This is a genomic window from Stenotrophomonas sp. YJH_SMC_10 (genome assembly GCF_059371555.1).
Genome location: NZ_JCAFUS010000019.1, coordinates 1 through 24,170, shown reverse-complemented (window position 1 = coordinate 24,170; position 24,170 = coordinate 1). Strand labels below are relative to the sequence as shown.

The 24,170-nt window shown below is 66.3% G+C and carries 22 protein-coding genes and 2 tRNA genes; 9 read left to right on the top strand and 15 right to left on the bottom strand.

What is annotated here, in order from left to right:
* Positions 1-148 precede the first annotated feature (148 nt).
* On the top strand, positions 149-1,402 hold the full coding sequence (locus AC5P9C_RS18635) for a zinc-dependent metalloprotease (protein ID WP_049468176.1): 1,254 nt from the start codon (positions 149-151) through the stop codon (positions 1,400-1,402).
* Positions 1,403-1,456: 54 nt separating this feature from the next.
* On the opposite strand, the gene lpxH is transcribed toward AC5P9C_RS18635, so the two are convergent.
* The 9 genes from lpxH to AC5P9C_RS18590 all read right to left on the bottom strand — a co-directional run bounded on the left by lpxH (position 1,457) and on the right by AC5P9C_RS18590 (position 15,204).
* Positions 1,457-2,203: a UDP-2,3-diacylglucosamine diphosphatase gene (lpxH, locus tag AC5P9C_RS18630; protein WP_049468174.1), complete on the bottom strand. Its 747-nt coding sequence runs from the start codon at positions 2,201-2,203 to the stop codon at positions 1,457-1,459.
* Between the two features lie 91 nt (positions 2,204-2,294).
* Positions 2,295-2,834, bottom strand: coding sequence for a phosphatase PAP2 family protein (locus AC5P9C_RS18625; protein ID WP_049468171.1), 540 nt, complete (start codon positions 2,832-2,834; stop codon positions 2,295-2,297).
* Positions 2,815-3,960, bottom strand: coding sequence for a glycosyltransferase family 4 protein (locus AC5P9C_RS18620; RefSeq protein ID WP_049468169.1), 1,146 nt, complete (start codon positions 3,958-3,960; stop codon positions 2,815-2,817). The genes AC5P9C_RS18625 and AC5P9C_RS18620 overlap by 20 nt, the downstream gene beginning before the upstream one ends.
* 169 nt (positions 3,961-4,129) lie before the next feature.
* On the bottom strand, positions 4,130-7,054 hold the full coding sequence (locus tag AC5P9C_RS18615; RefSeq protein WP_053462269.1) for a TonB-dependent receptor domain-containing protein: 2,925 nt from the start codon (positions 7,052-7,054) through the stop codon (positions 4,130-4,132).
* 317 nt (positions 7,055-7,371) lie between these two features.
* Positions 7,372-8,898 carry an exopolyphosphatase gene (ppx, locus tag AC5P9C_RS18610; protein ID WP_049468166.1) on the bottom strand — a complete coding sequence of 509 codons (1,527 nt, stop codon included), beginning with the start codon at positions 8,896-8,898 and terminating at the stop codon, positions 7,372-7,374.
* 323 nt (positions 8,899-9,221) lie between these two features.
* Positions 9,222-11,309 (bottom strand): polyphosphate kinase 1, encoded by a 2,088-nt coding sequence (gene ppk1, locus AC5P9C_RS18605; RefSeq protein WP_053506092.1) that lies wholly within the window; start codon positions 11,307-11,309, stop codon positions 9,222-9,224.
* A gap of 4 nt (positions 11,310-11,313) precedes the next feature.
* Complete coding sequence (phoR, locus tag AC5P9C_RS18600; protein WP_049468161.1) at positions 11,314-12,645, bottom strand: phosphate regulon sensor histidine kinase PhoR; 1,332 nt, start codon at positions 12,643-12,645, stop codon at positions 11,314-11,316.
* A 106-nt stretch (positions 12,646-12,751) separates the two neighbouring features.
* A complete protein-coding gene (phoB, locus tag AC5P9C_RS18595; protein WP_005408258.1) occupies positions 12,752-13,441 on the bottom strand; it encodes a phosphate regulon transcriptional regulator PhoB in 690 nt (229 codons plus the stop codon).
* Positions 13,442-13,557: 116 nt separating this feature from the next.
* A complete protein-coding gene (locus tag AC5P9C_RS18590) occupies positions 13,558-15,204 on the bottom strand; it encodes a M48 family metalloprotease (protein WP_049468159.1) in 1,647 nt (548 codons plus the stop codon).
* Positions 15,205-15,346: 142 nt separating this feature from the next.
* On the opposite strand from AC5P9C_RS18590, the gene grxC reads away from it, so the two are divergent.
* From grxC to AC5P9C_RS18565, 5 genes are all read left to right on the top strand, one after another.
* Positions 15,347-15,637, top strand: coding sequence for a glutaredoxin 3 (gene grxC, locus AC5P9C_RS18585; RefSeq protein ID WP_329853418.1), 291 nt, complete (start codon positions 15,347-15,349; stop codon positions 15,635-15,637).
* Positions 15,634-16,026, top strand: a complete 393-nt coding sequence (locus tag AC5P9C_RS18580; RefSeq protein ID WP_004154542.1) for a carboxymuconolactone decarboxylase family protein — start codon at positions 15,634-15,636, stop codon at positions 16,024-16,026. Before grxC ends, AC5P9C_RS18580 begins: the two co-directional genes overlap by 4 nt.
* Before the next feature lie 328 nt (positions 16,027-16,354).
* Entirely contained in the window at positions 16,355-17,359 is a 1,005-nt protein-coding gene (locus AC5P9C_RS18575; protein WP_049464919.1) for an isocitrate dehydrogenase, read from the top strand.
* A 242-nt stretch (positions 17,360-17,601) separates the two neighbouring features.
* Complete coding sequence (locus tag AC5P9C_RS18570) at positions 17,602-18,345, top strand: cysteine hydrolase family protein (protein ID WP_053462276.1); 744 nt, start codon at positions 17,602-17,604, stop codon at positions 18,343-18,345.
* Between the two features lie 53 nt (positions 18,346-18,398).
* On the top strand, positions 18,399-19,307 hold the full coding sequence (locus AC5P9C_RS18565; RefSeq protein WP_187756933.1) for a LysR family transcriptional regulator: 909 nt from the start codon (positions 18,399-18,401) through the stop codon (positions 19,305-19,307).
* Positions 19,308-19,375: 68 nt separating this feature from the next.
* On the opposite strand, the gene AC5P9C_RS18560 is transcribed toward AC5P9C_RS18565, so the two are convergent.
* The gene (locus AC5P9C_RS18560; protein ID WP_049471073.1) at positions 19,376-19,996 is read right to left on the bottom strand and encodes a flavin reductase family protein; all 621 of its coding nucleotides are present in this window, start codon (positions 19,994-19,996) and stop codon (positions 19,376-19,378) included.
* A gap of 90 nt (positions 19,997-20,086) precedes the next feature.
* Positions 20,087-20,845, bottom strand: a complete 759-nt coding sequence (locus AC5P9C_RS18555) for a Bax inhibitor-1/YccA family protein (protein WP_057495144.1) — start codon at positions 20,843-20,845, stop codon at positions 20,087-20,089.
* 180 nt (positions 20,846-21,025) lie between these two features.
* On the opposite strand from AC5P9C_RS18555, the gene AC5P9C_RS18550 reads away from it, so the two are divergent.
* The 3 genes from AC5P9C_RS18550 to AC5P9C_RS18540 all read left to right on the top strand — a co-directional run bounded on the left by AC5P9C_RS18550 (position 21,026) and on the right by AC5P9C_RS18540 (position 22,291).
* A tRNA-Pro gene (locus AC5P9C_RS18550) sits at positions 21,026-21,102 on the top strand.
* Positions 21,103-21,141: 39 nt separating this feature from the next.
* Positions 21,142-21,218, top strand: a tRNA-Arg gene (locus AC5P9C_RS18545).
* A gap of 167 nt (positions 21,219-21,385) precedes the next feature.
* Positions 21,386-22,291: an AbiTii domain-containing protein gene (locus AC5P9C_RS18540; RefSeq protein WP_495205242.1), complete on the top strand. Its 906-nt coding sequence runs from the start codon at positions 21,386-21,388 to the stop codon at positions 22,289-22,291.
* A 4-nt stretch (positions 22,292-22,295) separates the two neighbouring features.
* Here the strand turns inward: AC5P9C_RS18540 and AC5P9C_RS18535 are convergent, their stop codons facing one another.
* From AC5P9C_RS18535 to AC5P9C_RS18520, 4 genes are all read right to left on the bottom strand, one after another.
* Positions 22,296-23,486 carry a site-specific integrase gene (locus AC5P9C_RS18535; RefSeq protein WP_495205241.1) on the bottom strand — a complete coding sequence of 397 codons (1,191 nt, stop codon included), beginning with the start codon at positions 23,484-23,486 and terminating at the stop codon, positions 22,296-22,298.
* A gap of 17 nt (positions 23,487-23,503) precedes the next feature.
* Positions 23,504-23,725, bottom strand: coding sequence for a hypothetical protein (locus tag AC5P9C_RS18530; RefSeq protein WP_495205240.1), 222 nt, complete (start codon positions 23,723-23,725; stop codon positions 23,504-23,506).
* On the bottom strand, positions 23,722-23,901 hold the full coding sequence (locus AC5P9C_RS18525) for a hypothetical protein (RefSeq protein WP_495205239.1): 180 nt from the start codon (positions 23,899-23,901) through the stop codon (positions 23,722-23,724). Before AC5P9C_RS18525 ends, AC5P9C_RS18530 begins: the two co-directional genes overlap by 4 nt.
* On the bottom strand, positions 23,894-24,170 hold a 277-nt coding region (locus AC5P9C_RS18520), incomplete at its 5' end, for a hypothetical protein (protein ID WP_495205238.1). The genes AC5P9C_RS18525 and AC5P9C_RS18520, both read right to left, overlap by 8 nt.

Genomic DNA, 24,170 nt, shown 5'->3' with positions numbered 1-24,170 from the left:
ACTGAACGCAGCTGCGGTGGATCACAAATCCTGACTTTCATTCCTCGCGCCTATTGAATTCACGCGACCCGCGCAGGCCATATGGCCAAACCCGGCAAACCGGGTCGTGCTGCATCAACGCTGTTCACATCATTCAAGGAGCGACGCAATGTTGTCCAGATCGATTGGTAAAGCGGCAGGTGGCCTGGTGTTGGGTTTGTCGGTCGCAGCGGCCGCGCAGGCGGCACCGTTGTTCGAGCCGGTGACGGTCATCAGCCGGGCATCGGCAAGCAGTGAGCCGGCGCTGGGAAAGCTGCTGGCCACCCCGTCCACCGCGACGGTACAGGAAGTGCGCGTTGATGCAGCCGCGACTGCACAGCCGCAGCTGGAATTCGAACTGCTCGGCCAGCGCGTGCAGGCGGTACGCAGCAAGGTCGAGGCGCTGCCCGACGGCGGCAGCATCTGGTATGGCCAGTTCCGTTCGCCCTCGGACAAGCTGACCGCAGCGACGTCCACCGGGCAGGACGATCCCGGCAATTCGCTGATCCTGGTGCGCTCGGGCAACACCATCACCGGTTCGATCCGCAAGGACGGCAAGCTGTACCGCCTGCGCCCGCTGGGCAACCGCCACGTGCTGGTGGAAGTGGATGAATCGCGGATGCCGGCCGACCATCCGGCCGACTACAACCAGCTGCCGAAGATCCCGATGGGCAACAACGATCGCATCGGCATCGCGCAGGCGTCGTCGGGCACGCCGGCCACCATCCGCGTGCTGGTGGTGGCGACCAATGCCGCCGTCACCGCCTACGGCGGCAACATGCAGTCACTGGTGCAGCTGGCGGTGGCCGAGTCCAACCAGGGCTATGTCAACAGCAACGTCGGCATCACCATGCAGCTGGCCGGCTACGAGACCACCAGCTACACCGAGTCGGGCAGCTTCGATACCGACCTGGCGCGCTTCCGCGGCACCAGCGACGGTTACATGGACAGCATCCATACCAGCCGCAACAACACCGCCGCCGACGTGGGCGTGCTGCTGATCAACAACACGGCCTACTGCGGGCTGGCCTCCGGCATCGGCTCGACGGCATCGACCGCGTTCGCGGCGGTGTACTGGGATTGCGCGACCGGCTACTACTCGTTCGCGCACGAGATCGGCCACCTGCAGAGTGCACGGCATGACATCGCCACCGACTCCAGCACCTCGCCCTATGCCTATGGGCATGGCTACCGCTACGAGCCGGCCACCGGCACCGGCTGGCGCACGATCATGGCCTACAACTGCACCCGCAGCTGCCCGCGCCTGAACTACTGGTCCAACCCGAACATCAGCTACAACGGCATCCCGATGGGCAATGCCAGTACCGCCGACAACCAGCGCGTGCTGGTCAACACCAAGGCCACCATCGCGGCCTTCCGCTGAGTCCGCACGGTCCGCGGCCGCCTTGTGCGGCCGCGGATTTCCTGCCGGCGGGAATTACCCGCGGGGCAGGGTATCCAGCGACCAGCCATGGGCGTCCACGCGCAGCACCGAACCCTGTTCGTACCAGTCGCCGAGCACGATGCGGGTGCGGTCGCGGCCGCCGGCCTGCAGCGTGTGGATGGCCGGGCGGTGGGTATGGCCATGGATCATCGTGTCCACGCCGTGGCGCACGAAGGTGGCATCGACTTCGGACGGGGCCACGTCGGTGACAGTCTCGAACTGCGCGCGATCGCCCTGCTTCATTTCCGACTGGCGGGCCTGGCTGGCTTCGCGCGCCTTCTGCGCGAAGGCGATGCGTGCGGCCAGCGGCTGCGACAGGAACTGCGCCTGGAACGCCGGGTCGCGCGTCTGCGCGCGGAACTGCTGGTAGGGGATGTCATCGGTGCACAGCAGGTCACCGTGCTGCAGCAGCACCGGGCGGCCGTACAGCTCGATCACGCAGGGGTCGGGCAGGATGCGCAGGCCGGCGCGGCGTGCGTAATCCTCGCCAAGCAGGAAGTCGCGGTTGCCACGGATGAAGTACACCGGCACGCCGCTGTCGGACAGCACCTTCAGCGCGTCGGCCACCGCATCGGCGGCGGGCGAGGGGGTGTCGTCGCCGATCCAGGCTTCGAACAGGTCGCCGAGGATGTACAGCGCATCGGCGCCGGGCGCCTGCTCGCGCAGGAAGCGCAGGAACAGGTCGGTGATCTCCGGACGGCTGGGGTCCAGGTGCAGGTCGGAAATGAACAGCGTGGTCATGGCCGCATTCTAGGCCATCAAGGAGGACGGTAGCGCCGCTGGCATCGTGGGCTCAGATCCCTTACCGGGGGAACAGGGATCTGACCCCGGTTTACACCGGCAGTGGCAACCAGGTCAGGCTGGCCGAGGCCAGCACGATGGCGATGGCGGTGGCGGCCAGCACATCGGAAGGATAGTGCAGGCCCAGGACCACCCGCGACAGCGCAACGCCACAGGTGAACGGCACCAGCAGCGGCGCCAGCCATGGATAGTAGGCCAGTGCCACGATGGTGAACGACACCGCGTGCAGGGTGTGCCCGGAAGGGAAACTGAACTCGTCCAGCGGCGCCACCCAGGCGCGGATGCGCAGGTCGGCCGCGTAGGGCCGCGGGCGCCGGGTCCAGCGCTTGAGGCCCTTGTACAGCAGCAGCGCGGCCAGGCCCGTGGCGGCCATGTGCACCGAGGCGCGCAGGCCGTCGAAGCCGTCCAGCATCACCAGCGCGGCCATCAGCACGTACCAGAACACGCCATCGCCGAGCCGGCTGATGACCGCGAACAGGCGACGCACGCGGCGCCGCCGGCAGTAGTGGTTTGCGCGCCGGCACCAGCGTGCTTCGCGCCCGGCCAGCAGCTCAAGCGGCGTAGTGCGCATGGCCGTTCCTCCGCGACTGTGCCAGTTCGGCCAGCAGTGCATCGAACTCGGCCACCACCTGCTGTGGATGCAGTCGCTTCATCGCGCGTGCGGCATTGCCGCCCAGTTCGCGGCGTTGCGCGTCATCGGCGGCCAGTCGCACGGCGGCATCGATGAACTGCTCGTCGCTGTCCACGGCTGCGCCGTTCTCGCCATTGCGCAGGTACTCGCGCGCGGCGCCGTAGTCGAAGGCCACGGTAGCCACACCGCTGGCCATGCTTTCCAGAGTCACGTTGCCGAACGTCTCGCTGCGGCTGGGGAACAGGAACAGATCGCCGCTGGCGAAGTGCCGGGCCAGCGCATCGCCGCGCTGGATGCCGCAGAAGATGAAGTCGGGGTTTTCATGCGCCAGTTTTTCGCGGGCCGGGCCATCACCCACCCACACGAAGCGGGCCTTCGGTCGGATCTGCTGCAACCGACGGAAGGCTTTCACGGCCAGGCCGAGGTTCTTTTCGGCGGCAATGCGGCCGACATAGATCGCCACCAGGCCGTTGCCATCCACGCCCCATTCCTCGCGCAGCGCGGGATCGCGCCGGCCCGGATCGAACTGCTGGCTGTCCACCGCGCGGGCCAGCAGGCGCACGCGCTCGAAGCCCTGTTCGCCGAGGAACTGCTGCAGCTCGCGGGTCGGCACCAGGGTGGCGTCGGCCTGGTTGTGGAAACGGCGCATCCAGCGCATGGCCGCGGCCTGCAGCCACGCCACGCCGTAGTCGGGCAGGTATTCGTCGAAGCGCGTGTGGAAACCGCTGGCGACCGGAATGCCGAGGCGGCGCGCGGTGCGCAGTGCCGACCAGCCCAGCGGTCCTTCGGTGGCGATGTACACCGCATCCGGGCGTTGTTTCTGCCAATGGCGGCCCAGCCGGATCGGAGCCGGCAGGCCGAAGCGCAGTCCGGGGTAGCGCGGCAGGGCAGCGCCGGGAACCAGCAAGGTGCCGGGTGCCGAATCCAGCGCTTCGCTGGACTGGCGGGGGCGGACCAGGTCGATCTCGTGGCCGGCTGCACGCAGACCCTGCTCCAGGCCCTGTACGGTGAGAGCGACGCCGTTCACTTCCGGCGGATAGGTCTCGGTGACGATGGCATAGCGCATGGCGGGCCTCCCGGTTTCGGGAATGCTCGGGCCTGGCGATGTAGCCGACATGACCGCTTTGCGACCATCAGATGACGGCGGCGCCGGCCACCGCATGGGCGCTGCGGCCCATAAAAAACCACGGCCCCGAAGGGCCGTGGTCGTCATGCTTCCGTTACAGCGCGATGGATCAGAAGCGCTGCTGGTACTTCATGTAGATGAAGCGGCCGATATCGTAGCCACCGTAGTACGAGAAGGCCGAGTTCGGCTTGCTGTACATGACCGGGCCGTACTTCTCGAACACGTTGTTGGCACCGACCGACACGGTGGCATCCCACGGCAGCGAGTAACGCACCTGCACGTCGTGGAAGGTGACCGCGCCGCGCTCGTTGTAGTTGCGTGCGCCCTTGTACCACGGTGCGTACACGCCCGGATCCGAGCACTCGTCCGGGTACAGCGCGATGTTCGAGCAGGTTTCCTTCACGCCCGAATAGTAACGCGCGGTCCAGCTCGCGCCGAAGTTGCCCCGCTCGTAGCCCAGCACCAGGTTGGAACGGACGCGGAAGGCGCTGCCGATGCCGTTGGTGACGATCGGGACGATCGAGTTGTCGTTGGAGGTGCGGTAGGTCGCGCTGGACACGTAGGTGGTGGCCGAGTTCACGTTGAACTTGCCGAACCGGGTGTCCAGACGGTAGCTCACGTCCAGGTCGTAGCCTTCGGTTTCCATGAAGCCCGCGTTGCGGTTGCCGAACTTCAGGTTGGTCACGATGCCGGTCACCGGGTCACGCTGGAAGCGCGAGCAGCGCGCTTGGATACCCGACTCGTAGCAGTCCTGCAGGATCTGGGTCGGCGTGTCAGCGATGATCGTGTTGTCGATGCGGATCTTCCACCAGTCCAGCGAGGCGTTGAAGCCCTGGATGAAGCTCGGGCTCCAGACCAGGCCCAGCGTCTTGCTGGTCGAGGTTTCCGGCGTCAGCAGCGGGTTCGACCCGGAGGTGAACGGCACCGGCGTCGCGTCCGTCGACGTGTTCACCGGGGTGCCACCCTGGCGCAGCTGGCGGAAGGTATTCGCATTGGCGATGTCGCGTGCGCAACGTGCACGGACTTCCGCGCTGGAGGCCGAGGAACCGAAGCGGGTGTCGCACGGATCGCTGAACTGCGCGAAGGTCTCCGAACCACCGCCGAACAGGTCGCTGATGGTCGGTGCACGGAAGCCCTCGGCCCAGGTGCCACGCACCATCAGCGAGTCGATCGGCTTCCACTTGAAGCCGAACTTGCTGTTGAGCGTGTTGCCGAAGGTGTTGTAGTCCGAGAAGCGGGTTGCGCCGTTGAAGGTCAGTTCCTTCGCGCCCGGCAGATCAGCCAGCACGGGAACGTTCACTTCCAGGTAGGCTTCGTTGACGGTGTAGTCACCGCCGGTCGGGCCAGCGGCCAGGTTGGTGGTCGCGCCGGTCTGGGCCAGGGCATCCGGGGTGTACTTGCCTTCTTCCTTGCGGCTTTCCACGCCGAACGCGAAGCCCAGGTCGCCGGCCGGCAGGGTCACGATGCTGCCGGCGATGTTGGCAAAGAAGTTCTTGGAGGTGGTGCGGCCCTTGGTGATCTCTTCCGGGAACAGCCACGCCTGCAGTTCTTCGTTGCCGTACAGGCCATCGGCCGCCGTCGTGCCGTACGGCACCAGCGGGTTCCACGGCTTGCACACGTCATAGGAGATCGGTGCAGCGGCGGTGCCGCACTGCACCTTGCCGGTGGCGGCGTTGTAGAACGACGGGCCGACGCCGCCGGCGACGCGAGCCTTGTGCAGGTTGCCGGTCGCCACCGATTCCAGTTCATTGCGGTTGTACTGGTAGCCCACTTCCCAGTCGAAGTAGCGGCTGCCGATCTCGAACGAACCGTCGAACGACGCCACCGCGCGGTAGGTCTTCAGCTCGCTGGTGGTCACGCGCGGCACCTCCCAGGTGCGGCGGTTCCATGCCACGGCGGTCGGGGTGGCGTAACCGTGCTGGCGGCCGAACGGATTGAAGTAGCTGTTGATCGACATCGAGCCGACACCGGCGGTGCTCGACTGCAGCGGATAGCCCGCGATCTGGCGGGTGGACTCACGCTGGTTGTAGCCCAGCTCGGTACGGAAGTTGACGTTGTCGGTGATCTTGAAGCGGCCGTCGAAATAGACCGAGTCACGCTTGACCGGATACATCACGTGCATCTGGTCGTTGGCGTTGCTCACGTCACCGGTGAACGGCGTGCTATCGGTGAGGTGGTAGTTGGCCGGATTGGTCGGATCCGCGCCGCGGTTGAGGGAGTAGCCGCAACCCGCAGTGGCGGTACAGCCCGGGCCGCGCAGACCGGTGAACTGGCCGTACTGGCTGATCGTGGTCCAGTTGCTGCTGTCGTACGGATGACGATCGGTCATGCCGTACTTGCTGAAGCCGCGATCGCGCGCCCACACGCCCTTCTCTTCGGCGTGCTCGGCCGACAGGGTCAGCGACAGGCGATCGTTGCTCCAGCCGGCGACCACGTCGAAGCGGTCACGCGCGCCGTCGCCCTGGCTGTACTGGCCGTGGTAGACGTTGGCGGTCACGCCGGTAACATTGGAGCGGGTGATGATGTTCACCACGCCGGCCATGGCGTCGGAGCCATAGATCGCAGAGGCGCCGTCCTTCAGCACCTCGATGCGTTCCACGGCGGACACCGGCAGGGTGGAGATGTCCTGGTAGCCGGACGTGCTGATGCCCAGGCGCTTGCCGTTGACCAGCACCAGCGTGCGCTGGGTGCCCAGGTTGCGCATGTCGATGTAGGTGCCACCCGCGTTTTCACCCGCGGTCAGCGCATTGGCGCGGCTGATGGTCGGGCTGCCCATCGCGGTGACGTTCTGCAGGATGTCGGCAACCGAGCTGAAGCCCTGCTTTTCGATGTCGTTGCGGCTGATCGCGAACACCGGCTGGGCGGTTTCCACGTCCACCTGGCGGATGCGCGAGCCGGTGATCTCGATGCGGTCGAGGTTGGTGGGCGTAGCGTTGCTGCCGTCCTGGGCGAACGCGGGCAGGGCGGCCAGCGTTGCGGTGGTAACCAGGGCATAGCGGATGGCCTGCCCCAGTGCGGTGGTGCGTGAAGTCATGGCGAGCTCTCTCTCTCAGGTCGTGCACAAGACGCCAAAGTGGGCGTCGAAGGAGCCAGCTGGGTTGATGACCGAGCCGGTGACCCGATAGTAGTCTCGTTAGTTAATGCTCTGTAAAGAGTTCGTATCAATTTATGTCACGAGGCACCTTCTTCCTTCACGAAACGTGAACAAAAGCAGGCGCTTACGTGAGAGGTCCGGGACGCGATACGGTGCCGTCGTGTTGCGAAGCAGCACAAAAAACCGCCAGACTGCGCAAAGTGGGACAGCGAAGTGCGTCACTTGAGCGGTCCCGTGCAAGGCACGGGGCAGCGTATTCAGGCGACGAACGGGCGGAACTGGATGCCCAGCCCGGCGATGCCGTCGGTCTCGCCGATCAGGTCGGCGCGGAGCAGCGGACGGGCATCGATGAACGCCTGCGGCACGATCAGCGACAGCCGGTTATCGTCGGCGGTCAGTTCCAGCGCCGGCAGCGGGGCATCCTCGTGGGCGCGGTTGAGCAGCACCGCCAGCCGCAGCAGCGCCGCGAGCCGGCGCGCGGTCAGCAGCAGGCGTTCGGGCAGGGCGTCGAAGGCGGTCTTGGCCACGCTGCGGCGGTGGCTGCGCACCAGCGCCGCCAGCATCTGCTGCTCCTGGCGCGAGAAGCCGGCAATGTCCGAATGTTCCAGCACATAGCTGCCATGCACGTGGTAGCCGCTGTGCGCGATCATCAGGCCCAGCTCGTGCAGGCGTGCGGCCCAACCGAGCATGCGCGCATCGTCGGCGTCGAGCCGCCAGCGTTCCTGCACCTGTTCCAGCAGCGAGAGCGCGGTCTCCTGCACGCGCTCGGCCTGCACGGTATCGATGCCGTAGCGCTGGCTGAGTGCAGCCACCGATTCATCGCGCAGGTCGTTCTCGCCGGCGCGGCCGACGATGTCATACAGGATGCCTTCGCGCATCGCGGCCTTGCTGACCAGCAGCTTCTGCAGGCCCAGCGCCTGGAACGCGGCTTCCAGCACCAGGATGCCGCCGGCGATGATCGGGCGGCGGTCGCTGGACAGGCCCGGCAACTGGATATCGTCGATCTTCTTGGCCTTCAGCAGTTCATCGCGCAGCTGCGGCAGGGCTTCGGCGGTGATCGCGCCCTTGCTCAGCTTCATCGTCGCGCAGATCTCGCTGATCGCCTTGTGCGTGCCTGACGAGCCCAGTGCTTCCTGCCAGCCCAGCGCACGGTACTTGCTGGCGAAGGGCTGGAACTCGCGGCCGATCTCGGCCAGCGCGTCCTTCCAGCGCTTCTTGCTCAGCTTGCCGCCCGGGAAAAAGCGCCGCGTGCTGGCGATGCAGCCGGCCTGCAGGCTTTCACGCTCCAGGGTCTGCATGCCCATGCCGATGATGAACTCGGTGGAGCCGCCGCCGATGTCGATCACCAGCCGGCGCTGGCCGGGCTTGGGCGGTTGCGCATGGGCCACGCCCAGGTAGATCAGGCGGGCTTCTTCGCGGCCGCTGACCACTTCGATGGCATGCCCCAGTGCGGTTTCGGCCGGGACCAGGAACGACTGCGGCGAGCGCAGCTGGCGCACCGTGTTGGTGGCCAGTGCGCGTACCCGGTGCGGCGGCACATTGCGGATGCGCTGGCCGAAGCGCGCCAGGCACTCCAGCGCGCGCTGGCGGGCCGCTGCGGAGAGGCCGCCCTTGCCGTCCAGCCCATCGGCCATCCGCACGGTCTCGCGCAGGCGGTCAATCACCCGCAGCTGGCCAAGCGTGTAGCGCGCGATGACCATGTGGAAACTGTTGGAGCCAAGGTCGATGGCGGCCAGCAGGTCGCCATCCTGCAATGCGGGCGGAGTCGTGGTGGTATGCGGCATGGACGAATGTTAGCCGAAGGGGCGGTGTGCTCGTCACCGCGCGGCCTTCACATGTTGGAAGAGGGGAGTGCGGCAGGGCTGCGCCCTGCACCTGCCGAATCAACGGCAACAGCCACAGCAACAGCAGGCTATCCGTGGGATGGCGGGCTGGGTCCGATGGCAGGGGACGCCGTGAACCCGTCCATGGGGGCTTGGTCGCCGCATCCATGCGGCTCACACCCCTGCCACCGGACCCACCCCGCCTTCGACAGTTCTCTGCGACCTGCCGGACGGCGTTCTGCGCTGCTGCTGGTAGGTGTCGACCTTGGTCGACACCTACCGGGTCAGAGCCCCTGCATCAACGCCATCTGTGCCGAATGCGGGGCTTCGTCATGGGCCGGGGCGCGCTTGTGGTACACGCCGTCCGCGTCCAGCTCCCAGGCATTGAGGTTGTCGTCCAGGTAGTTCTGCAGGACTTCGCGGTAGACCCGCTTGGCCAGTTCCGGATCGAGGATCGGGAAGCAGGTCTCGACCCGGCGCAGCAGGTTGCGCTCCAGCCAGTCAGCGCTGGCGCAGTACATCTCCGGCGCGCCATCGTTGCCGAACCAGTAGACCCGGCTGTGTTCCAGGAAACGACCGACGATCGAGCGCACGCGGATGTTGTCCGAGATGCCCGGCACGCCGGGGCGCAGGGTGCAGGCGCCGCGGATGATCAGGTCGATCTGCACGCCGGCCTGCGACGCGGCATACAGCGCACGAACCACCTGCGGCTCGTTCAGTGCGTTCATCTTGGCGATGATCCGCGCCGGGCGACCGGCGGCGGCGATGCGCGTCTCGCGCTCGATGCGGCCGAGGATGCCGGTGTGCAGGGTGAACGGCGACTGCAGCAGGCGCTTGAGCTTCATCTTCGAGGCCAGCCCGGACAGCTGCTGGAACAGCAGGTGCACGTCGTTGCCGATGTCCGCGTCGGCGGTGATCAGGCTGATGTCGGTGTACGCGCGGGCGGTGCCGCTGTGGTAGTTGCCGGTGCCCAGGTGCACGTAGCGGCGCAGCTTGCGGCCCTCGCGGCGCACGATCAGCAGCATCTTGGCGTGGGTCTTGTAGCCGACCACGCCGTACACCACCTGCACCCCGGCCTCCTGCAGGCGATCGGCCAGGCCCAGGTTGGCTTCTTCGTCGAAGCGGGCGCGCAGCTCCACCACCACGGTCACGTCCTTGCCGTTGCGCGCGGCCTGGATCAGCGCATCGACGATCAGCGAATCCTTGCCGGTGCGGTACAGGGTCTGCTTGATCGCCAGCACGTTGGGGTCGATCGCCGCCTGCCGGATCAGGTCCAGCACCGCGGTGAACGCATCGAACGGGTGGTGCAGCAGCAGGTCCTGGCGCGCCGCTGTCTCGAAGATGCCATCGCTGTCGCGCAGCGTGCGCGGGGTCATCGGCGGGTATTTCAAGTCCGGCTGCGCGATCAGGTCGTACAGCTGGATGATGCGGTTGAGGTTGACCGGGCCATCGATGCGGTACACCGCGTTCTCGGTCAGGCCGAAATTCTGCAGCAGCGTGCGCACGATCTCGCGCGGCATGTCGTGGGCGATTTCCAGGCGCACCGCCGGCCGGTAGCCGCGGTCAACCAGTTCGTCGCGCAGCGCCAGCGCCAGGTTTTCCACTTCCTCCTCGTCCACCACCAGCTCGGAATTGCGGGTGACGCGGAACTGGTAGGCACCCTGGACTTCCATGCCCGGGAACAGCTCATCGACGAAGGTCGACAGCACCGACGACAGGAACACGAAGTTCTGCGATCCGCCGAGCTTCTCCGGCAGCTGGATGATGCGTGGCAGCGAGCGCGGTGCACGCACGATCGCCAGGTGGCCGGCGCGGCCGAAGGCATCGGTGCCTTTCAGCACCACCACGATGTTCAGCGACTTGTTGAGGATCTTCGGGAACGGGTGCACCGGGTCCAGGCCCAGCGGCGACAGCACCGGCATGATCTCGTTGCGGAAGTAGGCACGCAGCCAGCGCCTCTGGCGATCGGTCCAGGAATGGCGGCCAAGCACGCCGATGCCGGCCTCCATCAGCGCCGGGCGCAGCGTCTCGTTCCAGCAGCGGTACTGCTGGTCCACCAGTTCGGCGGCCCGGTCATGGATGGCGTTGAGGATGGCCTGCGGGCTCATGCCGTCCGGTGCCGGCGGCAGGCCGAACTCCTGCGCGTGGCGCACGGCCGCGGCGCGGATCTCGAAGAACTCGTCGAGGTTGGTGCAGGAGATGCACATGAAGCGCAGGCGCTCCAGCAGCGGCACCTGCGGGTCCATGGCCTGCGCCAGCACGCGGAAGTTGAAATCCAGCTGCGACAGCTCGCGGTTGATGTACAGCGCCGGGTCGCGCAACGGATCGTTGTCCGGGCTCACGGGGAGAGGGAGGGATCCGAGGCTGCTCATGGCGTCATTCTTCGATGGAGGTCAGGGGGGCGGACTCGCGCGGGCGCACGTGGTCGGCATCGAAATGGCAGGAGAACACCGAGCCCTTGCCGACTTCGCTTTCAATCTCCAGCCGTGCGTGGTGCAGGCCGAGGATGTGCTTGACGATCGACAGGCCCAGCCCGGTGCCACCGCTCTCGCGCGAGCGGCTGCTGGACACGCGGTAGAAACGCTCGGTCAGGCGCGGCAGGTGGGTGGCGGGAATGCCGTAGCCGGAATCGCGCACTGCCAGCACGGCGCCGTCGCCTTCGCGGCGGAACTCCACCGCGATGCGGCCACCGGCCGGGGTGTAGCGCACCGCGTTGGTGACCAGATTGGAGAACGCGCTGTGCAGTTCCTTGGTCGAGCCCTGCAGGTCGACACCGGCCAGATCGTCGATGCTGATCTGGTGGCGGCCCTGGCTGTGCGCCTCGGCCTCGCGGCGCAGGGTCGCCAGCATCGGCTGCATGGCCACGGTCTCTTCCTCGCTGTGCTCCTGCGATTCCAGCCGCGACAGGGTCAGCAGGTCTTCCACCAGCTGGGCCATGCGCTGGCTCTGCTTGCGCATTTCTTCCAGCATCGGGCCGGTGCCGGGGAAATCCTCCGGGTCCATCATGTCCAGGTAGCCGTGGACCACGGTGAGCGGCGTGCGCAGTTCGTGTGAAACATTGGCCACGAAGTCGCGGCGCACCTGTTCCAGGCGCAGCAGTTTGCTGACGTCTCGCGCGATCAGCAGCCAGTAGTCCGACGAATAGGGAATCAGGCGCAGGTTCAGGCGGATCGCCGGGTCGACCGGCGAGGGCACGTCCAGGATCGGTTCGGCATTGCGGCCACCGGCCAGCCAGTGCGCCAGCGGCATCGGCTGCAGGCGCTCGACCAGGGCCTCGCCGAGGTCGCCGGGGTGGTGCAGGCCAAGCAGGGCGGTGGCCGCTTCGTTGAACCACTGCACGCGCTGGCTGTTGCGGTCCAGCACCACCACCGCATCGGGCAGTGCGGCGGCAGCGGCGCGGTAGCTGCGCAGCATGTCCAGCAGGCGGCGCTTGCGCACGCGCATTTCCACCTGGTTGCGGTACAGCAGGCGGTCCAGTTCGTTCCAGACGCCGGTGCCTTCTTCGGCGGTGTCCCAGCGCTGGCGGGCGGTCAGCCGGCGCAGCACGCTGCGCAGGCGCCAGTAGTGCCAGGCCAGGGTGGCCAGGGCGGCCAGCGCGATGCACAGCCACAGGTGGCCCGTGACTCCCCCCACCAGTCCGGCGAACAGCAGTACCGCGGCAACAGTGGCCAGGGTCTTCAACCAGGCAGAGCGGATGTGGCGGGGCATTGCGATCTCGTCGTTGAGGTGCGGCGGTTCACTGGGGTGAACCGAGGGTTATAGCAGAGTTGCCGGCACCGGCACCCGCAGGTGCACGGCGCCGACACGACGAGACTCAGGTGGCAGTGGAGAAGCGGTAGCCGGCGCCGCGCACGGTCTGCACCATGTTCTCGGCGTTGAACGGTTCCAGCGTCTTGCGCAGGCGGCGGATGTGCACGTCGATGGTGCGCTCTTCGACGTACACGCTGCCGCCCCACACGTGGTCCAGCAGCTGGGCGCGGGTGTAGACGCGCTCGGGGTGGGTCATGAAGAAGTGCAGCAGGCGGTATTCGGTCGGGCCGATCGGCACCGGCTGGTCGTTGGCGAACACGCGATGGGCCGCGCCGTCGATGCGGATCGGGCCGACCGCCACGCTGCCGTCCTCGTCATCCTCGCGCGCGCGGCGCATGACCGCACGGATACGGGCCAGCAGTTCGCGCGCCGAGAACGGCTTGACCACGTAGTCATCGACGCCGGCCTCCAGCCCGCCGACGCGGTCGTTCTCTTCGCCACGGGCGGTCAGCATGATGATCGGCACTTCGCGGGTCAGCGTTTCCTTGCGCCAGCGACGGGCCAGGTCCAGGCCACTGGTGCCGGGCAGCATCCAGTCCAGCAGGATCAGGTCGGGGACGCGGTCGGCGATCGCGGTCTGGGCCTCCCGGGCATCGCCGGCGTGGACCGGTTCGTAATCGCCCTTGCGAAGGGCGAAGGCGACCATTTCGCGGATCGCGGGCTCGTCATCGACGATCAGGATGCGTTTCTGCACGAGGACACCGTAGGGCTCGGTTACTGGAGTGGTGCCAGTAGACTACGGTTTGATGACATGTTTGTGACTGCCCGGGCGGAACCGGCCGGGATTGCCATCGGCCGGTCATGCAGCGCTCAGCGGCGGTCCAGGTCCGGGTCCTGCACGCCCTGGCGGCGCAGCTCCAGTACGGTCGGGGTGATCGATTCGATGCGGGCGTCGACGCGCGCGCGGCCGATGTAGTCCAGCGCCGGGTTGCGCTTGAGCGCCTGCAGCTGCAGCAGCGCCTGTTCCGGCCGCCCGCTGAGGAACGCCGCCTCGGCATAGGCTTCGCTGGCGCGCACGCTGTCACCGGCCAGCTCGCTGGCGCGGGCGAAGCGCTGCTGGAAGACCGGATCATTACCGCTTTGCGACAGCAGCGGGCGCAGCATCGCCTGTGCCCGCTGGCCGGCCTCGCGGTTGCCCTGCTCGTTCAGGATCTCGGCATAGGTCAACGCCACCGGGCGGCTGTTGGGATGTTCGCGCAGCAGCTGCTCGAAGCGGCTGTTGGCCTGGGCGGCCAGGCCCGCACGCGACTCCGCCTCGCCCAGGCCCAGCGCCAGCCACAGGTTGCCGGGATGGGTCTGCAGCAGGCCCGCCAGGGTCTGCCGGGCCTGGCCGGCACCGGCACGGCCACCGCGCATCATCGCCAGGGCCTGGCCATAGCGCTGTGCATCATTGAGACCGTCCTTCTGCCGTTTGGCCAGATCGGCATACTCGCGTTCCAGCTCGGGGGTGGAATCGGCACTGAGCACGCGCAGGCGCTCGCGTGCCCACTCGAAGTCACCGCTGGCGCCGCGGTTGAGCTGGCCGATCGGCAGGCGCAGCACACTGCTGGGCAGCAGCGGGTTGTTGCCGCGCAGCAGCGGCTCGCCCAGGCTGGGATCGGCCGGGTCCACCCGCTCCCTGCGCTCGCCGCTGGGGGTGCTGGTGGTCAGCAGCACCGTATCCTTCTTCATCTGCTCGGCGCGGGCCTTGGCCTCGCTGATGCGGGTGATGTTGACCGGGTGGGTGCGCAGGAACTCGGGCACGCTGTAGCCGCCTTCATTGCCGCGCATGGCCGCCGACATCCGTTCGAAGAAGCCGGCCATGGCATCCACGTCGTAGCCGCTGCGCGACAGGGTACGGATGCCGAGGCGGTCGGCCTCGGACTCGTTGGAACGGGTGTAGTTGATCTGCCGTTGCTGCATCAGGCCCATGCCTGAACTGATCGCGGCCATCGTCGCGTTGCCGGACGAGGTGCTGTTGCTGGCCTGCGCGGCCACCACCGCCGCCAGCATGCCCAGCAGGATCGGGATCTGGTCACGCTGGGCACGCTCGACGCCGCGCAGCACATGCTGCTGGGTGACGTGGGCGATTTCGTGGGACAGCACCGCAGCCACCTCGTCCTCGCGCTCGGCGGTCAGCACCAGGCCGGCATTGACGCCGATGTAGCCGCCCAGCGTGGCGAAGGCGTTGATCTGGCGGTCCTTCATCACGAAGAAGGTATAGGGCTGCCGTGGCTGGTCACTGTTGGAGCCAAGCCGGGTACCCATGGTCTGCAGCCAGTCGTTGACCAGCGGATCGTCCAGCAGGTAGCCATAGTTGCGCAGCTCGCGCAGCATCATTGCGCCGTACTCGGCCTGGCGGGCCGGGGTCAGCAGCTCGCCGGCCGAGGAGCCGATGTCAGGCAGCTTCTCCTGGGCCTGGGCCAGCGGCATGGCCAGGGCCAGGGTGACGGCGGTAGTCAGCAGCAGGGCTCGCAAGCAGAAGGTCCTCGGGCGGGGCGCGCCCAGCCTGGCAGGGCAGGGGGCAACCATTCGTTAATCCACAGTGTTGCGGCCGTGGCGTGGAAATTCCAGCGCACCGGTACCATATGTAGACCGTCGATCCATCGTGGAGTTTCCCGTGACAGCCCAGACCGCCGGCGGTGCCCCCGCCATCACCCTCTATTCCACCGCCGTCTGCCCGTACTGCGTGGCCGCCAAGAACTTCCTGAAGAGCAAGGGCCAGCAGTGGACCGAGGTCCGCATCGACCTGGACCCGGCCGAGCGCGAGAAGATGGTGGCCAAGACCCGCCGTACCAGCGTGCCGCAGATCTTCATCGGCGACGTCCACGTCGGCGGCTACGACGACATGATGGTCCTGCACCGTGAAGGCAAGCTCGAGCCGCTGCTGGCCGGGCAGGGCCAGGCATGAGCGCGGCCGACGACGGCAGCAAGGACCGCATCGCCGAGTTCACCGAGTTCCGCAAGCGCATGAACGAGCGCATCCTGGGTGAGCCGAACCAGGTGGTGCGGCGCTTCTTCGCGCTGGACACGCAGACCTACCAGGCCGGCGCGCTGGATGTGAAGACCAAGGAGCTGCTGGGCCTGGTGGCCTCGATGGTGCTGCGCTGCGACGACTGCATCAGCTACCACGTGGCCCAGTGCAAGGACGCCGGGGTCACCCGCGAGGAGTTCTTCGAGACCTTCTCGGTCGGCCTGGTGGTGGGCGGTTCCATCGTGATCCCGCACCTGCGCCGCGCGGTCGATTTCCTCGACCAGCTTGAAGGTGGCGCCGCCGCCCCGGCAGCGCACGAGCACTGAGTGCTCCGGAAGTGCCGGCCGCGGGCCGGCATTTCCTGAACCCCACATGGCCGAGGTTGCCGGCCAGCGGCCGGCACTACCGGACCTGCAAGGGGGCCTTCCCCACGATCCAACAGCCCAGGAGCCCCTTCTTGTTGAAGGGGCGCGCCGACAGGCGCGGGGATAAGGTGGGATGCGCGGGCAATTCTGCCTGAGCCGGGAACTGGGACCATGGTCTATTTGGGACCTCGGCCCCGGCTCAGGCATAATTGCCGGTGAAACTTCCTTTGCGCCGGCGTTTCCGGGCACGTCCGGACGGCGTTTTTCCCCCTGTTCGGAACATCGATCAATGACGCAGAAAATTACGGTCATCCGCGGCGACGGCATTGGCCCGGAAATCATGGACGCCACCCTGTTCGTGCTGGACCAGCTCAAGACGGGCCTGGAGTACGAAGACGCCGACGCCGGCCTGGTGGCCCTGGAGAAGCACGGCGACCTGATGCCGGCGGTGACCCTTGAATCGATCGCGCGCAACAAGGTCGCGCTGAAGAGCCCGCTGACCACCCCGGTCGGTGGTGGCTTCACCTCGATCAACGTCAGCCTGCGCCGCCACTTCGACCTGTACGCCAACGTGCGTCCGGCCCACACCTTCCCGAATACCAAGTCGCGTTTCGACAACGTCGACCTGATCACCGTCCGTGAGAACACCGAAGGTGCCTACCTGGCCGAAGGCCAGGAAGTGTCGGCCGACGGCGAAACCGCCTTCTCCGGCACCCGCATCACCCGCAAGGGTTCCGAGCGCATCGTGCGCTACGCCTTCGAGCTGGCCAAGAGCACCGGCCGCAAGAAGGTCACCGCCGTGCACAAGGCCAACATCATCAAGTCGACCTCGGGCCTGTTCCTGAATGTCGCCCGTGAAGTGGCCGCGCAGTATCCGGACATCGAATTCCAGGAAATGATCGTCGACAACTGCTGCATGCAGCTGGTGATGCGTCCGGAACAGTTCGATGTGATCGTCACCACCAACCTGTTCGGCGACATCATCTCCGACCTGTGCGCCGGCCTGGTCGGCGGCCTGGGCCTGGCCCCGGGTGCCAACATCGGCAAGGACGCGGCGATCTTCGAAGCCGTGCACGGCACCGCGCCGGACATCGCCGGCCAGGGCAAGGCCAATCCGTGCGCGCTGCTGCTGGCTGCCGCGCAGATGCTGGACCATGTCGGCCAGCCGGAAAACGCCGAGCGCCTGCGCAAGGCCATCGTGGCAACCATGGAAGCCAAGGATTCGCTGACCGGCGACCTGGGCGGCACCGGCACCACCATGAGCTTTGCCCAGGCCATCGCCCGCCGCCTGTAAGCGGCCGGCCGACCTCGGTTGGATCCACAGCGGGGCGCCTTCGGGCGCCCCGTTGCGTTATGGGCAGACCCGGTAACCACGCCATGTGTGGATGACGGGGCGTTGGTCCGCAGCCACCCATGGGGTGGCTTCAGGGGGATGGCCTGTGCGGATTCCGCACAGATCATGTGCCCCTGCGGGGCTGGTTCGTTGCGCCAGGCGCTCCGCATCCTGTGCTCCACACCCATCGCAGGAATCCGCACATGAATCTCACCGCTTTCGGTCTGGCCAGTCTGATCGGCATGGCCGCCACCGCCCCGGTCGCCGCCGCCGAGCCGGCCCATCCCACCATCCGCCACATCGCAGGGGCACCGCGTGCGAGCTCGCTCGACGCGGCGAAGACCGCCGTGCTGGTGATCGACTTCCAGAACGAGTACTTCGATGCCAAGGCCGCACCGGGCTTTGCCGGTGGCCGCATGGTCATTCCCGATGGCCAGGCCGCGCTGCGCCAGGCGAAGCGGGTGGTCGAATTCGCCGATGCTCATGGCATCCGCGTGATCCATGTGCAGCACGTCCTGCCGGCGGGTGCGCCGCTGTTCGCACAGGGCAGCATCAACGCGGCCTTCCATCGCGACCTGCAGCCGCGCCAGGGCGAGACCGTGGTGCAGAAGGACAACGTCAGCGTGTTCGCCGGCGCCTCCGCCGCCGTGCTCGATCAGGTGCTGAAGAACGCTGGCATCGACACCCTGATCGTCACCGGCCTGCAGACCCATGCCTGCGTGGCTGGTGCCGCGCGCGACGCGGCGGCCGCGCCCCGTGGTTACCGGGTGATCGTCTCGTCCGATGCCAGCGCCAGCCGCGACCTGGATCTGGCTGGCGGCCAGCGCATCGGCCATCGCGCGCTGCATGAAGCCTCGCTGGCCCAGATCGAGGACGCCTTTGGTGATGTCATGACGACTGACGCGATCCTGGCACTGCCGGTGCGCAAGGCCGGCGACGGCGCTTGATAAGCTGGCGGGGCCCGCATGCCGTGGGCCCCGCCACGTGGAGCTGCCCACCGATGGATCACTTCGCCGCCCTGCGTGCGCTGCGCGCCATCGTTGACGCGGGCAGCTTTACCTCCGCCGCCGAACGCCTGGGCACCACCCATTCGGCGATGTCGCGGCAACTGCGGCAGCTGGAAGACCACCTGCAGGTGCGCCTGCTTGATCGCAACAGCCGTCGGCTGTCGTTGACCGAGGCCGGGCGCGATTACTACCGCGAGGCGGCAACGCTGCTGGACCGCCTGCAGGAGGCGGACGATCGTGCCCGCGCCGGGCAGGCGCAACCCAGTGGCAGGGTGCGGATCAGCGTGCCGCAGGTGGTGGCCAGCCAGGAACTGCCGCATTGGCTGCCCTCGTTCCTGCAGCGTTACCCGCAGGTCACGCTGGACCTGTCGGCGGATGATCAGCTGGTCGATGTCGTGGGCGGTGGTTTTGACCTGGCTCTGCGCATCGCGGCTTCGTTGCCGGACAGCCAGCTGGTCGCGCGCGAGCTGGCCAGCTGCCCGCGCATCCTGGTCGCCGCACCGGCCTACCTGGCCCGGCATGGCCTGCCGCGGCAGGCTGCGGATCTGGAGCAGCACACGCTGCTGGGGTTCAGTCCCACCCCATCAATGCCGCCCTGGCAGTTGCAGGGGCCGCGCGGCGCCTGCGTGAGCGTTGAAGCCGGACAGCGCCTGCGTGTGGATGCCACGCCTGCGCTGTACGCCGCCGCGCTGGCCGGAATGGGCATCAGCCTGTTCACCGCGTTGACGGTGCAGGAGGACCTGCGCGCCGGTCGTTTGATCCGGGTGCTGCCGGCCTGGCATGCCGGCCAGCGGCGCTATTTCGCGCTGTATCCGCATGCACGTGCGCTCGCGCCCAAGGTGCGCGCGCTGGTCGAGCACCTCGCGGCGCACTACGCTGCACCGATGGGCGCGGCCGGGTAGCCGCGCGGCTGCAGCCGTGGTGGTGATAGCGTCGGTGAGTCTGCGGATTGCCCCGCAAAGGGCTGGGATCAGGTCGGGCGGAACATGCGGAAGCGCTGTTCGGCGCCGATACGGAAGTAATCGGCGGGGCCGCCGCCGCGCAGGATCGGTGCCGCTGCGGCAGTGTCGTAGATGCCATCGATCAGCAACCGTGCATCGATATGCACCGCCACCACCTCGCCCAGCACCAGCCAGCCTTGGGTGTCCTGTCCGGCGGCATCGCGCAGGCGCACGATCTGGGTGCAGCGGCATTCCATGCTGACCGGGCTTTGTGCCACCCGCGGTGGTGCGACCTGCGTGGAGGCCAGCGGGGACAGGCCGGCGAGGGCGAACTCGTCGACATCCGGCGCGACCGCACGGCAGCTTTCGTTCATGGCCTCGGCCAGGTCGAAGGTGGCCAGGTTCCAGACGAACTCTCCAGTGGCTTCGATGTTGCGCAGCGAGTCTTTGCGGCCCTGGCTGGAGAACCCGATGATCGGCGGGGTGTAGTTGAAGGCGTTGAAGAAGCTGTAGGGCGCCAGGTTCAACGTGCCGCCCGCGTCCTGGCTGGAAATCCAGCCGATCGGGCGCGGGCCGATGATGGCGTTGAACGGGTCATGCGGCAGGCGGTGGCCCTCCGCCGGGCGGTAGCTGTGGAAGGTGTCGGGCATGGGGGCAGGGGACGTGTGGGCTTGCTCGACTCTACAAAAAAAGCCGCGACCCTTGCGGATCGCGGCCTGTCGTTTACGGCGTGGCTGGACTCAGCGCTGCTGGATCTTCGAGAGCAGGCGCAGGAATTCCACGTACAGCCAGACCAGGGTCACCATCAGGCCGAATGCGCCATACCACTCCATGTACTTCGGCGCACGCTGGGCGACGCCGGTTTCGATGAAGTCGAAGTCCAGCACCAGGTTCAGCGCGGCCACGACCACCACGAACAGGCTGAAGGCGATGCCCAGCCAGCTGGCGTCGTGGATCACCGGCACGTTGATGTTGAAGAAGCCCAGCACGAACGAGGCCAGGTAGAGCAGGGCAATGCCGCCGGTGGCGGCGACCACGCCCATCTTGAAGTTCTCGGTGGCCTTGATCACGCCGCTGCGGTACGCGACCAGCAGCGCGGCCAGCGTGCCGAAGGTCAGCAGCACGGCCTGGAACACGATGCCCGGGTACTTCATGTTGAACAGCGCCGACACGGCGCCCAGGAACAGGCCTTCGACCAGCGCGTACATCGGCGCGGTCACCGGCGACCATTCCTTCTTGAAGATGGTGATCAGCGCCAGCACCAGGCCGCCGATCGCGCCACCGATGGCGTACAGGCTCGCGCTGCCGGAGATCTGGCCGTAGTCGTCGACCGACTGGCTCCAGGCGAACGCTGCGGTCAGCACGGTCAGCAGCAGCAGGAGGCCGGTCTTGTTGGCGGTGCCGTTGAGGGTCATCACCTGGTCGGGGCTGGTCACCACCGAACCGCTGGCGAGGTCGAGGAAGGTCGACTCGGAAAGAGCCGGGTTGCCGCTGCGCATGCGTATTCTCCGTGCGAATGAGGATCGGGACGGCCATCCGGCCGATGACCGCGAGCATAGCCGATGACTGCGTACGGCGCTGTGGCGGGGACCAGCGTCGAGCCGGCCGCGTTGACAGTTCGCGACCGGCTTGGCGACAATGACCAGCTCCCCGGGCCTGGCCCGAGGGGATTGCAAGACCGGGGTATAGCGCAGTCTGGTAGCGCGCCTGCTTTGGGAGCAGGATGTCGGGGGTTCGAATCCCTCTACCCCGACCAATCCCACATCACGTCGGATTGGACACCGTTCCGGTCCGGGCGCCCGTAGCTCAACTGGATAGAGCACCGGCCTTCTAAGCCGGCGGTTACAGGTTCGATTCCTGTCGGGCGCGCCATTGGAATCAATAAGTTAGATGGCGTTTGCTGTGGATAACTTGGCCTGTCCTGAATTGCATCCTGAAAATCAGGCTCGCGTCCCCCATGATGGGACTACGGTTCGGGCTGCCTTGTTGCAGTTTGTTCAGGAATGCTGGGCGCTTTCGAATGGAGATCGAGTGTGAGCTTGGCTGCAGAGATCATTGATGTTCTGAGTTCCGAGCAGTGCGACATCGCAACAGCCTTGCTGAAGGCGCGTGTGCTTGCCTCTAATCTTGGGAACAAGCCCCTAGCGACTTGGTGCATGAACGAGCTGTCCGGGTACGCTGTCGACGCGGAAATACCTTCCTACCGAAAGATAGAACTGGAACTCCAGGCCACTATTTCAGCCGGCGCACGGACGGTAACCAAGCAATCGCTGCCGATTTTTCATCTTGACGATCAGATGCGGAAGCGGCTCACCGAGACGACCGTGCGGGAGGGAATTAGGTCGATCCAGGCGTGGGCCGGCAAAGACAACATCGTCATTCCATTCCCGGTCGATCTTGGTGGCTTGTTTGCAGGCGCGCTGCAGCCTCACTGTGTGATCGAGCGCCTCTATGGCGTTACTTCCCACGGAGCCTGGGATCAGATTCTGCTCCAGGTGCGATCCCGCCTTCTGGAGTTTGTGCTTGAGCTAAAGGAAGCCCTGCCTTCGGATGACGCGTTCAAGAGTCCAGTGAGTGGAGAAATGAAAGAGCGAGTGGAGACCATTTTTCAGAACGTGGTGATGGGTGATAACTCTGTGATTCAGTTCGGTGACCACAATGTCGCCAAGATCAACAGTGGCGTCACCCTCGGTGACTTGGCCACGCTGATCTCGGAGTTAAAGCGGTCTGGACTTTCGGACGGCGACGCTGAGTCGCTCAAGATGGCGATCAGCGCCGATGGAGCAGCACCCGGAATGGCGAAGGAGCTTGGCGCCAATGTCAAAGGGTGGGTGGCAACTGCCTTAGGAAAGACTCTGTCCGGGACCTGGAAGATTGGTACCACAGTCGCCGCAAACATCATTACTGCGGCATTGTCTGCGTTTTACGGCTTCCCCATTCGCTGAGTCCCTACGGCGCGGGATCTGATTCCGCCACAGTTGGCAAAGAATGATCGTAAACGTTCAACATCGAGTCGGTTACATGGCCGCTGGCTTCCTTCTTGTTGCCTTTGGTGTCAGTTACCCCGCGATGCTTTAGGCCGTGCAGCGCAAAGCGCTCATCTGCCTTGATGATTCCGTCCCTCACCGCGTTGCGCATCAGTCGACCCCAAGTGGTGTGCCATCCGTGCCCGGTGAGCATTTCGCCGTCTTCGCTGACGAACAGTGGTCGCAACTTTGCGGACAGTGGGGCATTGAACTGATTAATGCCGCGTTTGGCCCAGATGGCGGCACGGCGATCCTGCAGGACCCGGATCGCGAGTTCAGTTTGTTCGCCCTTGCGCACCAGGTTGTCGCGACTGCCTTTGCGGCGGTTGGTCTGAAGGACCTCTCCCTTCACATGGTGATCGGTCAGCGTTCGAACCTCGATGCCGCGCAAGCGGGCCTGGTAAGCCAGCTCCATCGCTGCCCACAGGTAGGCCGGTAGCGCTCCCTTCTCGCGCGCACCACGTTCGCTGCAGCGTCTTGCATAGTCCTGCACCGCCCGGAACACGTCGCGCTCCGGCATGCGGTGGTCGCGCTTTTCTTTAACCTTCTTGATGCCGGCGGCGGGGTTGGTCGTCACATGGTCATGCTCGCGCGCCCAGCCAAAGACGCGGCGCAGGTAGCTAAGCCAGTGGTTCGCCTTGGTCGGGTAGCCGGGAATGGATGCATCACCTGGCTTTGTGCCAGGTCGGCCTTGGGCAATGATGTCGATCAGCCGGCGGATGAACCCTGGCGACAGGCGGTCCACGACGGCATCACCCAGCTTGCTCCCGTTCTTCAGAGGGAACACCTTGATCGCCTTCGCGTAGTCACGATAGTGCTGCTGCGTGGTGGTACCGAGCTGGGAGAACGCGAAGCTCTTCGCGTGTTGGTCGATGACGTAGGCGACGGTACCCCTTTGCGCCTCGCCCCCGCGAGCTTCTGCGATCGCATGTAGGTCCGATAGCCGCGCGGCCGGGCCGGCCACGGTCTTGCACTTCGTTCCATGCCCCTCCGGATGGACATCGCGCACATACCATCGCCCACGGCCGGTCCCGTCCCAGTAGACGCCTTGTGGCACCTTGCCGTAGTCGATGTGCTTGGGGAGGTTCGAAGGAGCCTTACGAGGGCGTGCCATGTTCTCAGCGGTGTCCGTTAGAGCAGGTCGGTCGAATAGGTGTCGCCATTGCTGGCGGGCACTGTGAGGCCCAGTGCCTCGTTCAATGCTGTCGTGGTGGTCCAGATTCCGCCGCGGGCGTCGTACTGAAATCGGATGTGGCGATCGCGCGCCCAGCGCTCGACGGTTGCCAGTCGCGGGCGCTTCCCGGGCTGGCAGAGTTCCTGCAGGTCACGGAATTGGAGGATCTCGCCGATCAAGGCGTGGCTCCTTCGACGGCCCGGAATCGAGACGGCGACCAGTCACAGCTTTCGTCTGCAGGAATGTGGCCGAACATGGCGGTGCAGCGTCGGCAATGCACGCAGTCGCCGCAGTTCTTGCCCTCGGGCAGATCCATATCGTCGCCAGTGCGGCCGTACGGCTTTCGCTCAGCCATGGTCGGGCTCCTTCTTGCATTGGTTGCACGGGGCGCTGTGGGGCGCCCGAATAGAGAACCTGGTGCCGCGCACGTGCTCTCCTGGGCGGATGACGATGTGGCCGCAATCCAGTTCGCACTGGAAGCGGCCCTCAAGCACGGACACACCGGGACTCGCAATGAACTTCGCGTTCACCACTACGCGCACTGGATGCACGTTGAGCAGCTGGTCAGCCATTGGCCACCGCCTTTGCGCGGTTTGCACCGATGCGACCTTCGAACTCATCTTC